Consider the following 14,835-nt stretch of genomic DNA (forward strand, 5'->3'; position numbering starts at 1 on the left):
TAAATCTCCTTTATAAGAGTGTTTTTACAAGAAACGAATCTATTAAATTGTATGCTTGTTTTGTAGAGTGCACGTTATATTTTTCAGTGTACGGATTTAGAAAACCATGTTCACCGTGTAGTTGTTGTATTTCTAATAAAGGATTTTTTTGTTGCTGCAATGTTTGGATTAAAGAGGATACTGAAAAACTAGCTTCTTTTTCAGGGAATATAAGCAATGTAGCGCATGTAGGCTTCATGTGAATATAGTCGCGTATACGAGAGCCGTAACATCCGATAATAAAATCTATTTTCGGATTGTTACTACATAGCCATGAGATGGTAGCTCCAACGCTAAAGCCGATAAGTCCAATATGTGTATAATTGCTTGAAAGAGTATGGATGAATTCGTCAATTTGGTCTTTTCCATCATCAAATCCAATATGATTTACAAAGTGTTGATACGCTTTTTCTTCATCACTATAATGAAATGCGTGTTGCGTTTGTAGAAGATTAGGACAGAATACATCTATATGGGATGAAGTGAAGTGGTGGATAACGTGATGCATATGGTCGTTCACACCATATATTTCATGAACAATAACGAGAGCTAATTTTTTTTTCATAATTACAATGTATCTCTATGAAACTTAAATTCTTTCTCAACAAGGCAGATACGTAGGTGGAAGTTTTCATACCATTGCTCACGACCTCTTTTTTTTGCTTCTTTATGTAAGGCGTTCTGTTTCCAATTGTCAATCGCCTCAAGTGATTCCCAATAAGAAATTGTGATTCCGAGTCCTGAATGATCTCGTGCACTTTCTACACCTAGAAATCCAGGTTGCTGCTTTGCAAGTTCCTCCATTTTTTCGGCAACGGTACTATAATCTGTTGTATCATTCGATAAATTAGAAGTGAATATAACTGCATAATAATGACTCGCTTTTTGCGATGTGTTCTTCATTCAAATCCCCCCTTGAAAATTATTTCATAGTTTGAATTTTAGCACGAAATAAAAAGAAAAGAAGCAAGGGGCTTCTTTTCTTTTTTACGCTGTAAATTTTAATCCAGCATATATTTTACGACCTTTTTTTTGAATCCAACATACTTGCGCTTTTTTCTTTTGAATATTACGCTCATTCATTGTAACTTGTATAATTTGGTCAATCGCGAGTGGGGTGTTCGTTTGTATTTGACACCCACCGGTACTATAGTCGATAATGGTCGCTTCAATTGGCATCCCGTTCATATGTAATGTTCCAGGAGTCATAAGTTCTTCACGTATATGTTGCCTGCGAAATTGCCTTGGTGATTTCTTTGTGTTTTTTATGAAAGATGCAATTGCTAGTGTAAGAAATGCCTTATCGTACACCTTTTCCACCCGGTCATTAACAGGTTTACTAAATAGATGAAGAATGAGTTTACAATATTGCTCATGGGATACATCATGAAACGACACGCCAATTTGCACAGAATTTTCTTGTCTCCGAATCCATTTTTTTCTACTATGAATCTTTTCTACCTCTCCAAAAGATAATGTATAGGAAGATAGACTTGATAAAGTTTCAAATGGAATGTATGAATCTACTTCAAAACGTGCACCAGTTTCACTAATATCAAGGACGTGGCAAGAAATCGTCATATCTTCGGTTTGTAAAGTACCTGGTAAATTTACTACGAAACGTTCAGAGTTTCGGAAACGCGGTCTTTCAAATGCTACAAATAATGAAGTGATAATCGCTACCCCGTTGTATAGTACCCAGAAAATATTAATATATAAACTTTCTCTTTCAATATGATATTGCGCAGGGTATAAGAGCATAAGTGTTGCCCGAATAAGTGCAATAACTGTTAATATTAGTAGCACGAGATGAGGGACACTTGCAATCCATAAAAAATGTCTCGTGTTATTTTGGACGCCTTTTCTCGTTACATGAAATTGAAACTTTTTCCGTAAGAACGTTTCAGATAAAATAGCAAATCCCATATAAGGTGCCATAGCTACTTCGTATACGTGACTCCACGTAGTCGTTCGTTTTTTATTCGAAACAGCTTTGAAAATAAGTTGTGACGTTAAAAAGGCAGGAGCCCAAAACATAAATAATTGCATAAAATTAATTTCTAAACTATAAATATCGAATACTAAAAATAATAGTGGCGCTAGTAAAAATATCATTTTATAAACGCCGAAAAACCAATAGTGGATTCCATCTGCATATAAAAGACGCTGCATAAAAGATAATCCTTTTAAAGTGAAAGGATTCCATTTTTTTACGACTTGAATATTCCCTCGACACCAGCGATCACGTTGTTTTAATAAATCGCTAAACGTTTCTGGGGATAATCCAACAGCGAGTGTTTCATTGACAAATACAGTTTCCCATTTGTTCGCTTGTAGTAGCATACCAGTTGCCATATCTTCAGTAATAACGCCAGTTGCAAATCCGCCAATTTCTTCAAGAGCAGTACGGCGAAATAGAGCGTTACTACCAACATACATCGTAGCGTTAAATCGATCTTTTCCTTCCTCTAATTGACGCATAAAGAAATCTTGTTCATTGGCGATATTATCTTCAAAAAACAAATTATATTGGAACGGATCAGCATTATAAAACACTTGTGGTGCTTGAACAAATACAACATTATTTTTAGAAAAATAACCAATCGTTCGCTCTAAAAAGTTGGCTCTTGGGACCATATCAGCATCCATTGTAACGATAATATCACCTGTCGAATGGGTCATGGCATGATTTAAGTTTCCTGCTTTAGCATGAGTGTTTTCAGTACGAGTAATATAGTGGACAGAAAATTCACTAGCAAGATTTTTAACACTTTCGCGTCGACCATCATCACAAATGTAAATATTGAGCAACTCTTTCGGATAAGTTATCATTGTACAACCAGCGACAGTTCGTTTTAATAAATCGAGTGGCTCATTGTAGGTTGCGATAAAAATATCAACGGTAGGTAATGTTTCGAAAGTAGATAACGGTACTTCTTTCCGTTTATACGGTTTCCATGAAATGATGCTAAAAACGATAGATTGTAAATAACCAGCCCACTCTGTAACTAACAATATAATACCCGCGATAATACTTATGAGATTAATAGTTGGTAACGAATAAAAAGTTCGCCAAATAAGGTAAATGGCATTACTAACGAGAAATAGAATAATAAGTAATTTTTTTGACCATAAATATTTGTGGGCGAGAGCGTAAGTAATAATGATTATGAAAAAAATAATACCTAAACCTTCGTATATAGAAAGGTTCATGAAAAGCCTCCTTTATTAATAGGGTATGGAATTATAAAACTTTTATATTTGTTTATAAAGATTTTGTAATTACCATTATATAGAATACCATAAAATAGGTTTAAAGTAAGAAGTTTCTATATTATTTATATTCAAAGCTTAATTATTATTAGATACTATTATTAATCTTAAAATCTCTATATTAAAATGTATAAAATAGTAATAAATCACATATTTTGTTAACAAATCTTATGATTTATATTAGAATAATACATATAAAGTATATATATATAATATGTTAGTAAAATTTATTGAAGGAGGTGACCTCTTTGCACAGTAGGATAAAAGAAAATAAAAAAATATTAAATGTATTTATAGTTGTTATGAGTTTATTCTTGCTGTTATCTCAATACCAGTTTTTAAGTTCGATTGGTAAGGTGAGTGCAGCGGTAACAGATGATGAGGGATTCGATAACCCTACTTATCAATCTATTCATAAAGGTGATATGTATTCTACTGGGAATGTGAATTTAGGTATTAAAGCTACTGAAGCTCAGAAGAAAACAGCATTGTATTCAGATATAACGTATACTTACGCGACAACACCGAATGGCTATACACGTGAACTCATTGATGTAGATGATGATCCAACAACTACAAATTCATCTAAGGCATATATTCCTGTTCCAGAAGATGCTGAAATTGAATGGGCTGGGCTATATTGGAGCTCAACACGTTATGAATTAACGCAGCAACAGTATGTAGCACCAATAAAGTTTACTACTCCGGTAGGGAAGAGCTTTCAAGTAAAACCAAGTAATACGTATTACGGTAGTGGCTTGCTTTATGGTTTTGGTATTGATGGTACTTATTATTCTAACTATGCAGATGTTACAAAGCCTTTACAGTCCTCTAATTCAAAAGGAGGAAGCTATACTGTAGCAAATATTCCTTATCCAAATACAAACCTTGCATATAATTATGGATATTATTCTTTTGCTGGCTGGTACATGTTAGTTATTACGAAAGATAAGTCAAAAACAAGAAAAGCATTTACTGTTTATGATGGTGGATTGAAAAGAGCTACTGGGTCTGGTGAAAAAGAATTTACTGTGAAAAACTTTCTTGCTTCAAAAACTGGAGATTTAGATCCAAAAGTTTCTGTTTTCGCTGTCCAAGGTGATAGATATTGGCAAGGTGATAAACTTTCTGTTCATACAGATAATACTTGGAAGGAAGTTACTGATAAGCTGAATCCAATAGGTAATATATTTAATTCCACTATTTCTGAATATGAAGAACATATGAGAGATAAGTATCCAGGTACTTTTAATCCCGATTATAAAAATAATTTAGGAATTGATGCAGATTTAATTAGGTTACCAGCAGGATATATTAAGCCAGGTCAACGAGAAATAAAGTTAAAAGCATATACAACAAAAGACGACTACGTATTAAACACATTAGCCTTTGCTGTAAATGCAACAGCGCCAGAGCTGGTAATCGATAAGGAAGTAGTAGATGCAAAAGAAAAATACGAGCCAGGTGATGAAGTTACATATCGTTTACGGGTGAAAAACATTGAACCGAATTCGAGTTCTGTTGATACAAAAATTGAAGATGTTTTAGATTCACGTCTAGAATTTGTTCCGAATTCGGTGAAAATCATTTCTGGTCCGAATGCTGGAAATCAAACAGAACAGGTTGACTATGACGTAAAGACAAGAAAGTTAACAATAAGAATTGGTGAAGGAGCAAATGCTTCTAAAGGTGGAAACTATACGGATAAAACACCGGAGACAACGGTTGAATTTAAAGCGAAGTTAAAGGGAGAAAAGGTAGAAACTGAAGTTCCTAATACTGCCGTTGTTCAAGGGATTGATGAGTTAACAGGAAGTAAAGTTGAGGATAACTCTTCTAATAAAGTAGTAGTGAAAGTATTACCCGAACGAGAGGAGAAACCTGGGAAGTTAGTAGCTACTAAACTAGCTAAGGATATAAACGGTGGTACGCTGAAGGTTGGCGACAAACTAGAATATACAATTCATGCTAAAAATAGTGTGCCAGATTCTCTCTTAAAATCTGTTAAACTTACGGATAAACTTCCTGAAGGAGTAGAATATGTTCCAAATACGTTAAAGATAAACGGGAAGGAACAAACGGATGTTGAAGATGAAGATCATGTACATATAAAAGATGGAACGATTTATGCCCATTTCGGCGACCTTAAAGGCGAGGGAGAGAAAGCAATAACGTTTGAAGTTGTTGTAAAACCGGAAATGGCAAATAAGAAAATAAAAAATATAGCAATAGTTGAGACGGATAGTTCGAAAGATAAGGAGAAACCAGAAGTTGAAACACCAGTCGATCCGTTGTCTGGACAACTAGAATCGAAGAAAGAGATTGTTGATAAAAGGCAAGAAAAATTTCATGTCAATGATGAATTCGAGTATCAAATTAAAGTTCGAAATAAGGTAGAAAATGGGCTAATTAAAGATATGCATCTAATGGATAAACTGCCTGAAGGAGTGGAATATGTAGCTGGTAGTATGAAGTTGAATGGGAAGCGAATGACAGATGCAATTGACGAAGATGAAGGATCGTATGAGGATAACACGATCAAAGTAAACTTTGGTGATGTACTTGATACAGAAGAAAGAACGGTAACTTTTAAAGTGAAAGTTACGCAAGACGCATTAAAAAAGAAAGAAATTGAGAACATAGCGGTTGTTGAGGGGAAAACACCAGATAATGAAGATTTACCACCACAAAAACCGAATGTAAAAACGAATGTGGAAGCAAAGGAACCTAAAGTAAGAAAGATGGTTTCGGATGCAGATGAAAAAGAAGTGGAAAAGGCGACATTACAAAGTGTAGGTGAAGAGTTTACATGGCATGTAAACTATAATTTTGGTAATGATGTCATGAACCTTGAAAAAGTGGTATTGCAGGATGACTTAGAAGATGTGTTAACTGTCCTACAAGTACGACTTGTAAACAGCGATGGAGAAGAAATAGAAGTTATACCGCAAATTGATGAACAATTAAAGAAAGTAAGTATTGAGTTACCGAAGCAGGACAGAAATTATACTTATCTTGCGAATCAATCGTATACAATGCATATTAAGTCAAGACTAAACGCTAATGTAAATGCAGATATACTAACGAAATACAATGTGAATGATGTTATTCCAAATAAAGCAGAATTACTGTTTGATCAGAAAAAAATTGTGTCAAATGAAGTATTCGTAGTACCACCAACATTAGGGAAGTTTGAGATTGAAAAAGTAGATGCGAACGATGAAAATATCAAATTAGAAGGCGCAATATTTCAAGTGATTGATAAAGGTGGAAAAGTAGTATCTGAATTAACAACGGATAAAAATGGTGTAGCTATTTCTAATCCATTGCTAGTTGGAAAATATATGTTAAAAGAAGTGCGAGCGCCAGTAGGATATATGCTTATGAAAGAGCCAATTGAAATTCATGTGACTAGCGATGTATCTACCAAAAAAATAAAAATAGTAAATCATAAAAATGAGTGGATTATCCCTGAAACAGGTGGCATAGGAACAATTGTCTTTTATGTAATTGGTGGAATATTGATGTTTATTACATCTTTCTTCTTCTTCAGAAAAAGAAAGATTATGAAATAGATTAGTAGTTTGCAACAAAGGTAGACACAATAGGGGAGTGACGAATAATGAAAAGGATTTTTAGCTTATTATTAATATGTGTATTAGCTTTTTCGGCATTAATGAATATGACGGTTAGTGCTGAATCAAAAAGTACAGGTACTTTAACGATTCATAAGTTTGAACAAAGTAAAGACTTTAAAACAACTACAAAAGGTAATGGAAAAGAAGGACAAACTGTTCCAGAAGGGGCAAAACCTTTAGAAGGTGTAACTTTTGAAATTAAACGAATTGAGTCATTTGAAAAAATTTCAAATGATGGAACTGTTATAAAAGAAGATGCAAAGCCAGTCAAAGATGCTGCAATTACAAAGGTAACAAATGCAAAAGGGGAAGCTGTTTTTACAAATCTTCCACTAGGACGTTATGAAGTAAAAGCTATTAAAGGTCCAGAACATATTGAATTGGACATGACTACTTTTATAGTTGATATTCCAATGACAAGTACAAACGGTAAAGAATTAAATTACGATGTTCATATTTACCCTAAAAATGAAACAAAACGTGGTTCAGTAGAATTCGTAAAAAAAGGTGAAGCCGGTAAAGTATTAAAAGATGCAGAGTTCCATTTATTTAAAAAGAATAAGGATGGAACAAGTACACAAGTTAAGACACCGAGTTCATTAGTAACAGGTGAAGATGGTAAAGTTCGTGTTGATTCGCTAGAATATGGGGATTATTATTATTTTATTGAGCATAAGGCTCCAACAGGTTATTTAACTAGTAAAGAGGAGCGTCCTTTCTCTATTAAGGAATCTGGTGAAGTAGTTAAGCTGGACGATATAAAGAACTATAAAGAACCTACCATTACTAAAAGTATAAATAACGGTTCAAAAGTAGCTGGAATTAATAAAGAGACAGATTATACGTATGATATTAAAACACTACTTCCTGAAGATATTCAATCATATAAAAAATATGTTGTAACAGATATTTTAGATGATCGTTTGGAAATAAAAGGCCTACCAATTGTTATGGTTGATGGAAAGAAAGTTGAAGATGATAGTGTAAAAGTAGTTGTAGAAGGCCAAAAAGTAACCGCTACGATTGAAGATTTTTCAAAAATAAATGGAAAAGAGCTTCATTTACAAATTACTGCAAAAATTAAAAGTGATGTTGAATCTGGAGTGAAAATTCCAAACAAAGCAGTACTTGATTTTGTAAACAAAGATGATGTTTCATCAGAAAAAGATGGAAAGCCATCTAATGAAGTGGTGGTCACACCGACAACGGGAAATATTAAAATTGAAAAAGTTGATGGTAAGGATAAGACGCTTAAATTAGAAGGTGCGAAGTTCCAATTACAAGATAAAAAAGGTAATGTTATAAAAGTTAATGGGAAAGAAATGAATGATATAACAGATGCAAATGGTATTATTACATGGAATGAAATCCCGTACGGTGAATATCAAATTGTTGAGACGGAAGCACCAAAGTATAAAGATAAAGACGGTGCAGTCGAACACTATCAAAAGTTAAGAGATCCAATTGATATTACAATTGATGAAAAACACCAAAAAATAGAGCTACAAGTTGAGAATAATAAGAGCGGTTGGATTATTCCAGCAACAGGTGGTATGGGTACAATTCTCTTCACAGTAGTGGGCCTTATACTAATGGCGGTAGCAACATTTATTTTCTTTAGAAAAAAACCTGTAAAAAATTCTTAATTTATATGTTTATAATAATTGAGTTTAGAAAAGAGGAAAGGCATATTGCTTTCCTCTTTTCCACATTTTATCCGTAGTGAAAGAGGCTATTATGAAACGAAATATAATTTTTGGAAGTATTTTTTTACTAGGATTAAGTATATTTCTCTATCCAACTGTAAGCAATTGGTTTGCAACAAGAACACATTATTCAGAAGTAAGTACGTATGATGAAGCGATAAAGGGGCTGGAGCAGGAAGAGATTGATCGTAAAGAAACGGAAGCACGAGAGTATAATAAGAAGGTACAAAATACGACGCAAACATTTTCAGATCCTTTTCGGGAAAAGGATGGTGAACGTAAAAGTTCTACTGTGGATATGTTAAATGTTGGTGATGTTATGGGGTATATTGAAATCCCAAAAATTGATGTAAACCTTCCAATTTATCAAGGGACAACAGAAGAAGTGTTAAGCCGTGGGATTGGTCAGTTGAATGAAACCTCATTACCAATAGGGGGAGAAAATACGCATACAGTTTTAACGGGACATCGCGGTTTACCTTCAGCGCTAATGTTTACTCATTTAGACAAAATTGAAAAGAAAGATATATTTTATATTCATACATTAGATAAAGTGCTTGCCTATCAGGTAGATCAAATAAAAGTTGTGTTACCAAATGAGACAGAAGATTTATTAGTTGTACAAGGACAAGATTATGCAACATTGATTACGTGTACCCCTTATGGAGTGAACACGCACAGGTTACTAGTGAGAGGTCACCGTGTTCCCTATGATATTGTAGAAAAAGAAATGATTACAAAACCTTTCATTTTAGAAGAGTGGATGATCGTTATTCCTATTGTTATGATTTGTATCATCCTTCTAATAATCTATTTAAAAAAACGAAAATAGTATGTATTGTGTGGTGAGTGTGTGAGAAGGGGATTCATAAGTTTAGTATTGTTCCTTGCAGGTTTATCTCTATTTCTATATCCATTGGTTGCTAATTATATAAACAATTATGTATATAAAACGAGAGTAATCCGTTACGAAAAAGTGGTTGATAATTTAAAAGTAGAAGATGTTAATGAGAAATTTCAGAAGATGGAAACATATAATAGTTTGTTAGGAAGAGCTGCTTTCAAAATGAATGATCCATTTGTTCAGGATGCTGAAGTAAATAAGGAATCGTTAAATTTTATAAATAAAGATGAGATATTTGGTACGGTTTCTATTCCAAAAATAAATGAGGAGTTGCCAATTTACTTAGGGGCGACTCAAGAAAACTTAAGTAAAGGGATAGGGCAAATCGAAGGGACTTCATTACCAATTGGTGGGAAAGATACACATGCTGTTTTAGCAGGGCATCGAGGTTATCATGGGGCAAAGATGTTTCGCCATCTTGATTGGTTAACTGATGGAGACTTATTCTATGTAAAGGTATTTGGAAAGCAGCAAGAGTATAAAGTAGTTGGCCGTGAGATTATTAATCCTAATCAAGTTGATAAATTAAATGTAATAAAAGGAAAAGATAAAGTTACATTACTTACGTGTGAACCATATACATCAAGTAAATATCGTTTGTTAGTGTATGGGGAGCGAGTAGAAGCAGAGCAAAATGAAATTGAAAGACAAAACAAAAGTATAGCAGATGTGAGGAGTCATGAAACAAGAGATTTATTTGAAAAACTGGTTTTTGGCATAGTAGGTCTCATTGTAATTTGTATAGGGTTGTACGGTTTATTAAAAACGAAAAACTAGTGATGCAATATATAATAAAAGAAAATGCCACTTCAAAAAATGAAGTGGCATTTTTTATATTTCCTCTAAGCTATTAACTGGAACCGTTAATTCGCGTCCTGGATTTTTTACTTCATATATGCGGGCGGTTTCGTTGCTTTCGTCGACGTGTTGAATCGTAACAGGCATGCCTTGAAAACTAACATTAGCTTGCTCCGCTGACACAGAAAGCTCTTTTGCACGTTGAATATTCATTTATATTCCTCCCATCATTATTATCTTTGCTAAAAAAGAGGAATAATATACCATTTCGAGACATTCTTAAAGTTTTTGTATTATTTGTAATGTTTCTTTAATAAATGAAGAGAAGATGGAATCAGGATAGCTATCTATTGCTTGAACTGCTTCTTTTGCTTCTTTCAAGGCCGATTTTTTATCTTGAAGTTCTATATAGCAAAGGGCACGATAAGATCCAGCTGTTAATAACCACGATTGATCAAGTGGATGACTCATATAATCCGGTATGATAGCACGATCTAATACTTCTAAAGCTTCCTTGTAATGTTTTAAACCATACAGAGATTTTCCTTTTTCAAGATAATACAGTCCATCGTCTTGAAAAATTGGTACATCTTTTAGTTTTTCTCGGAATTGTTCTAAATGTGCTAATGCAATTGTATATTCATTCGTAACGGTATTGTAGTAATAAGCTTTTAATATATCTATATTTGCAACAGATAAAGTATCTTCTGTAAAAATGGCAAATTGCTCAGATTTTTTTATGTAATATAAATATCTTTCTTTATCAGTTGTAATAATTTTTTGATAAGATAAAATACGGTAAAATTCATCTGTTTTATAATACACTTGATGTTTTTTTGAAAATGCAAGTGCATCTAAAATGACTTTTTCACATTTTTCATAATTACCATATGCGAGTAAAATAATTGCTTCTTTTAAATATAATTGTATATGTGTAATAAGATCCATTTCTAAATTCTTCGTTTTATATTCATCGCGAATTCTGGTAATCAACTGTAAACATTCTTTATATTTTTTCCGTTTGTAGAGCATATAGTAAAACAGTAGTTTCGTTTCAGTACTTTCGCGATACAAAGTATATTTTTCAAATATAGAAACAGCTTTTTCAACGTAATATTCAATATTATAATCGTTCATAATAGCCGCTCCAGTTATGAACTGTTTATATAAACGTGCTGTATTTAAAGTAAGAGGTAGTTCTTTTTGAACGATAGGTAGTAAAGTCTCATATACTTCATCGCATTTATTTGCTTTTATTAATGGCTCCATTTTTTGAATGAGTGCTACAATTTCTACATCATCTTCTTCTAATAAAAAACTCGTTTCACATTCAAGTTTTTCTGCAATATATTGTAATGTTTTCATAGAAGGTGTAGCTTTTCCATTTTCAATTTGACTAAGCATGCTTTTTGTCAATTCGGAACCTGCCAGTGCTGTTTGAGTAAGCTTTTTTTCTTTTCGCAATGCCTTAATTTTTTCTCCGAGAGTTGCCATATTGTAGCTCCTTTATAATTAAAAAAGTTAAATACAATTAAACTTTTTGTTGTAATAATTGGAAAGTTGATTATATAATAAGTTTAACACAATTTAACTTTTAAGGGGAGAGTGTCATAATGGAAGATGTAAGTATAGGTCAAGCTGATTCAAGAATGAAGATTGCAACGAGAAATATCATTTTAATGATGATTGGAAAAATGACGTCTTTATTAGGAGCAGGTATTTATACGTTCGCAATGGGGTTATACGTACTAAAGACAACTGGTTCAGGAATGGGGTTTGCAATTACGCTCGTTTGCGGATCACTTCCAAGGATGATCTGTGGTCCAATTGCAGGTGCTGTAGCAGACCGTGTGAATCGAAAGTGGCTTGTCATTGGAACTGATTTATTAAGTAGTTTAACGATGCTTATTATGTTTATTCTTGCTACTATATTTGGACCATCACTTCTTTTTATTTATATTTCAGCAGCATTATTATCAATTTGCGCAAGTTTTTATTCTGTTGCATTAACGTCGTCTATTCCGAGTTTAGTGGATGAGGGGCGTATTCAAAAAGCGAGTGCTTTAAATCAAACGGCAGCTTCTTTATCAAATATTTTAGGGCCGATCATTGGTGGAGTTGTATTTGGGTTCTTTTCAATTAAGTCGTTCTTTTTGTTAAATAGCATTACATTCTTTTTAGCGGTTATTTTGCAATTATTTATTGTGTTTGATTTATATAAAAAAGAAGTGGCTGAGAGTAAAGAGCATTTCTTGACGAGTATAAAAGAAGGTTTTTCATATGTAAAACGACAGCATGAAATATATAGCTTAATGAAAATAGCATTGTGGGTAAACTTTTTTGCTTGTGGGCTAACCGTTGCACTTCCATACATTATCGTCCATACATTGCATTTATCTTCAAAGCAACTCGGTGTTGTAGAGGGAATGTTAGCAGTCGGGATGTTAATGGGGGCGATTGCTTTATCAGTGCGTAAAGAAGTGAATAATCCGTTTCGTTCTATTTATACGGGACTGTTTTTGTTTGCTGGTTTGAGTTTATGTACAGTCTTCCCGTTGTTAGTTACCATTCCAAAAGTGGCAAGTTTTATTTACTATATTGCTTTTATGATGTTAACGGGTATATCAATTATGATTGTAAATATTCCGATGCAAGTACATATGCAAAAGACGACAGATCCGAGCTACTTAGGGCGTGTGTTTGGCCTACTTGAAACAATTGCTACTGCAATTGCACCGCTCGGTATGATTGTATATGGATTATTATTAGATATGTTGCCAACTAGCATTGTTATGATGACATTAGGCGGAGGTTTATTGTTAGTTGTATTAGTTGGAGTAAAGCAACATATGGCGAAAAAACAAGTGGACGTGTCGGCTTAAAAATAAGAAAATAATAAAAATTTGACTTATCATTATAAAAATGACCAAATTAGTATTTTAGTTTTTGAAACTCTTTTTCATGTATGTTACAGTATAGTGAGCAAGCAAAGAAAAGGAGAAAACATCATGAAAAAATTAAGTTTTGTTATGCTTTTTCTATTAGTCGTGATGGCTGGATGTAGCAACTATGACACATATATTGAAACAGGTATGCAATCATTGAAAGATGAAAAATATAGTGATGCAACGATGTGGTTTGGAAAAGCAGAAAAAGAGAAATCAGGAAATGAAGCGAAATCATATAAAGAAGTTGCTGAGAGAATGGATCACGGGGCAACAGCATTAAAAGACGGTAAGTATTTAGAAGCGAAAGATATTGCAAATGAAGTGTTACAAATGAAAAAGGACGATGCACTTGAAACAGCTGTAACATCAAATGCAGAGAATATGCTTCAAAAAGCAAATGATGTGGAAAAGAAAGTAAATGAAAGAGTGGCAAAGCGTAGAAAAGTAGAGGAAGAAGGAATTGATAAACTTATCAAAGCTGTCGATAGCATAGATGACGTGAAAGAAAAAGAGAAAAAATTTTCAGAAGCATTAGATAAGGCTGAAGAGGCACAAGCAAGAATTGAAGCGAAGAAAAATAAATAGAGTTGTAGTTTAAAAGGCTGTCGTGTATAACGACAGCCTTTTAACTTTTTTCTGCATAAGAAGTGATGCTATGTAGTAAAAAAGAAATAATTTTAGAATTCCATCTGTCCTCATGATGAATTGTATAAATGTTACGCTGAAATTCAAATTCAGGGATAGGTATGTAGCATAGTTCATTTCGTTGTACTTCTTGTTCAATAGCGAGTTTAGAAATAAAAGCGACACCATTACCGTATTTTAAAATTTGTTTCATCGTTTCTAATGAATCTAATTCAATTTCGGATTGGAATGTAATGTTATGAGCTAACATCCATTTTGTAAGTAAATCTCTCGTTGTAGATGGATTACGATGCAATAATATACGTTCCTTTTCAATGTCTTGTAATGATACATTTTCTTTTTTTGAAAAAGGATGTTCTTTGGAGAAAACAAGAACAAGTGTATCAGGCATTACAATCGTCTGTTTTAAAAGTGATTCATCAAACGGTGCTGCAGAAATTACCCCGAGATCAATTTCATGATTTTGTAGCATTGTTCGAATTTCAGGAGCTGTTTTTACCATAAGTGTTATTTTTATATTTGGAAATTCACATTGAAATTGGTGAATAATTTCTGGTAAAAGATAAGTCGCTGGTACATAACTAGCGCCAATTGTTATAGCGCCTTTATGAAAATCTTTAAACTCTTGCGTGACCCGCCTAGCTTCTTTCATAAGTGCATCTATTTTACAAGCATAATGATGCAATGCCTCACCAGCCTCTGTTAAGAAATATCTTCCAGAACGTAATTCAAATAAAGACACACCGAGTTCCTCTTCTAAGCTTTTTATATGGAATGTAATAGTAGGTTGTTTAATACCAAGTTTTTCTGCAACAATCGTAAGCTTTTTATATTTCTTAATAAGCACTACAATTTCTAATTTTAAGAGATTCATGGCAATTTGC

The 14,835-nt window shown here is 33.3% G+C and carries 12 protein-coding genes; 6 read left to right on the forward strand and 6 right to left on the reverse strand.

The annotated features are described in order from the left end of the window. Window positions 1-10 precede the first annotated feature (10 nt). The 3 genes from JDS82_RS04795 to JDS82_RS04805 form a co-directional block, all read right to left on the reverse strand. Complete coding sequence (locus JDS82_RS04795) at window positions 11-604, reverse strand: dienelactone hydrolase family protein (RefSeq protein ID WP_000727626.1); 594 nt, start codon at window positions 602-604, stop codon at window positions 11-13. Between the two features lie 2 nt (window positions 605-606). Next, the gene (locus JDS82_RS04800; RefSeq protein ID WP_048566850.1) at window positions 607-942 is read right to left on the reverse strand and encodes an antibiotic biosynthesis monooxygenase family protein; all 336 of its coding nucleotides are present in this window, start codon (window positions 940-942) and stop codon (window positions 607-609) included. An 84-nt stretch (window positions 943-1,026) separates the two neighbouring features. After that, entirely contained in the window at window positions 1,027-3,252 is a 2,226-nt protein-coding gene (locus JDS82_RS04805) for a glycosyltransferase (RefSeq protein WP_199712784.1), read from the reverse strand. A gap of 308 nt (window positions 3,253-3,560) precedes the next feature. On the opposite strand from JDS82_RS04805, the gene JDS82_RS04810 reads away from it, so the two are divergent. The 4 genes from JDS82_RS04810 to JDS82_RS04825 all read left to right on the forward strand — a co-directional run bounded on the left by JDS82_RS04810 (window position 3,561) and on the right by JDS82_RS04825 (window position 10,337). Next, window positions 3,561-6,887 carry an isopeptide-forming domain-containing fimbrial protein gene (locus tag JDS82_RS04810; RefSeq protein ID WP_199712785.1) on the forward strand — a complete coding sequence of 1,109 codons (3,327 nt, stop codon included), beginning with the start codon at window positions 3,561-3,563 and terminating at the stop codon, window positions 6,885-6,887. A gap of 47 nt (window positions 6,888-6,934) precedes the next feature. After that, on the forward strand, window positions 6,935-8,596 hold the full coding sequence (locus JDS82_RS04815; RefSeq protein ID WP_199712786.1) for a SpaH/EbpB family LPXTG-anchored major pilin: 1,662 nt from the start codon (window positions 6,935-6,937) through the stop codon (window positions 8,594-8,596). A gap of 91 nt (window positions 8,597-8,687) precedes the next feature. Beyond that, complete coding sequence (locus JDS82_RS04820) at window positions 8,688-9,488, forward strand: class C sortase (protein ID WP_000827787.1); 801 nt, start codon at window positions 8,688-8,690, stop codon at window positions 9,486-9,488. A 21-nt stretch (window positions 9,489-9,509) separates the two neighbouring features. Continuing rightward, the gene (locus JDS82_RS04825) at window positions 9,510-10,337 is read left to right on the forward strand and encodes a class C sortase (protein ID WP_033658776.1); all 828 of its coding nucleotides are present in this window, start codon (window positions 9,510-9,512) and stop codon (window positions 10,335-10,337) included. A gap of 54 nt (window positions 10,338-10,391) precedes the next feature. Here JDS82_RS04825 and JDS82_RS04830 read toward each other — a convergent pair whose 3' ends face one another. Both JDS82_RS04830 and JDS82_RS04835 read right to left on the reverse strand, forming a co-directional pair. Further along, entirely contained in the window at window positions 10,392-10,571 is a 180-nt protein-coding gene (locus JDS82_RS04830) for an H-type small acid-soluble spore protein (RefSeq protein WP_001025744.1), read from the reverse strand. A gap of 66 nt (window positions 10,572-10,637) precedes the next feature. Next, window positions 10,638-11,852, reverse strand: coding sequence for a helix-turn-helix domain-containing protein (locus JDS82_RS04835; RefSeq protein ID WP_048566853.1), 1,215 nt, complete (start codon window positions 11,850-11,852; stop codon window positions 10,638-10,640). A 119-nt stretch (window positions 11,853-11,971) separates the two neighbouring features. On the opposite strand from JDS82_RS04835, the gene JDS82_RS04840 reads away from it, so the two are divergent. Continuing rightward, window positions 11,972-13,240, forward strand: a complete 1,269-nt coding sequence (locus JDS82_RS04840) for an MFS transporter (RefSeq protein ID WP_000390440.1) — start codon at window positions 11,972-11,974, stop codon at window positions 13,238-13,240. A gap of 126 nt (window positions 13,241-13,366) precedes the next feature. Further along, the gene (locus JDS82_RS04845) at window positions 13,367-13,891 is read left to right on the forward strand and encodes a DUF4398 domain-containing protein (protein ID WP_000736445.1); all 525 of its coding nucleotides are present in this window, start codon (window positions 13,367-13,369) and stop codon (window positions 13,889-13,891) included. Window positions 13,892-13,931: 40 nt separating this feature from the next. Here the strand turns inward: JDS82_RS04845 and JDS82_RS04850 are convergent, their stop codons facing one another. Continuing rightward, window positions 13,932-14,825 (reverse strand): LysR family transcriptional regulator, encoded by an 894-nt coding sequence (locus tag JDS82_RS04850; RefSeq protein WP_001050588.1) that lies wholly within the window; start codon window positions 14,823-14,825, stop codon window positions 13,932-13,934. Window positions 14,826-14,835: the final 10 nt, after the last annotated feature.

Origin of the sequence: Bacillus cereus group sp. N14 (assembly GCF_016483555.1) — a bacterium.
GTDB lineage: Bacteria > Bacillota > Bacilli > Bacillales > Bacillaceae_G > Bacillus_A > Bacillus_A wiedmannii.

What these genes read in the sequence shown, in the direction of transcription:
- JDS82_RS04795 (WP_000727626.1), bottom strand. Translation starts at nt 604, where the DNA reads ATGAAAAAAAAATTAGCTCTCGTTATTGTTCATGAAATATATGGTGTG.
- JDS82_RS04800 (WP_048566850.1), bottom strand. Translation starts at nt 942, where the DNA reads ATGAAGAACACATCGCAAAAAGCGAGTCATTATTATGCAGTTATATTC.
- JDS82_RS04805 (WP_199712784.1), bottom strand. Translation starts at nt 3,252, where the DNA reads ATGAACCTTTCTATATACGAAGGTTTAGGTATTATTTTTTTCATAATC.
- JDS82_RS04815 (WP_199712786.1), top strand. Translation starts at nt 6,935, where the DNA reads ATGAAAAGGATTTTTAGCTTATTATTAATATGTGTATTAGCTTTTTCG.
- JDS82_RS04820 (WP_000827787.1), top strand. Translation starts at nt 8,688, where the DNA reads ATGAAACGAAATATAATTTTTGGAAGTATTTTTTTACTAGGATTAAGT.
- JDS82_RS04830 (WP_001025744.1), bottom strand. Translation starts at nt 10,571, where the DNA reads ATGAATATTCAACGTGCAAAAGAGCTTTCTGTGTCAGCGGAGCAAGCT.
- JDS82_RS04835 (WP_048566853.1), bottom strand. Translation starts at nt 11,852, where the DNA reads ATGGCAACTCTCGGAGAAAAAATTAAGGCATTGCGAAAAGAAAAAAAG.
- JDS82_RS04840 (WP_000390440.1), top strand. Translation starts at nt 11,972, where the DNA reads ATGGAAGATGTAAGTATAGGTCAAGCTGATTCAAGAATGAAGATTGCA.
- JDS82_RS04845 (WP_000736445.1), top strand. Translation starts at nt 13,367, where the DNA reads ATGAAAAAATTAAGTTTTGTTATGCTTTTTCTATTAGTCGTGATGGCT.
- JDS82_RS04850 (WP_001050588.1), bottom strand. Translation starts at nt 14,825, where the DNA reads ATGAATCTCTTAAAATTAGAAATTGTAGTGCTTATTAAGAAATATAAA.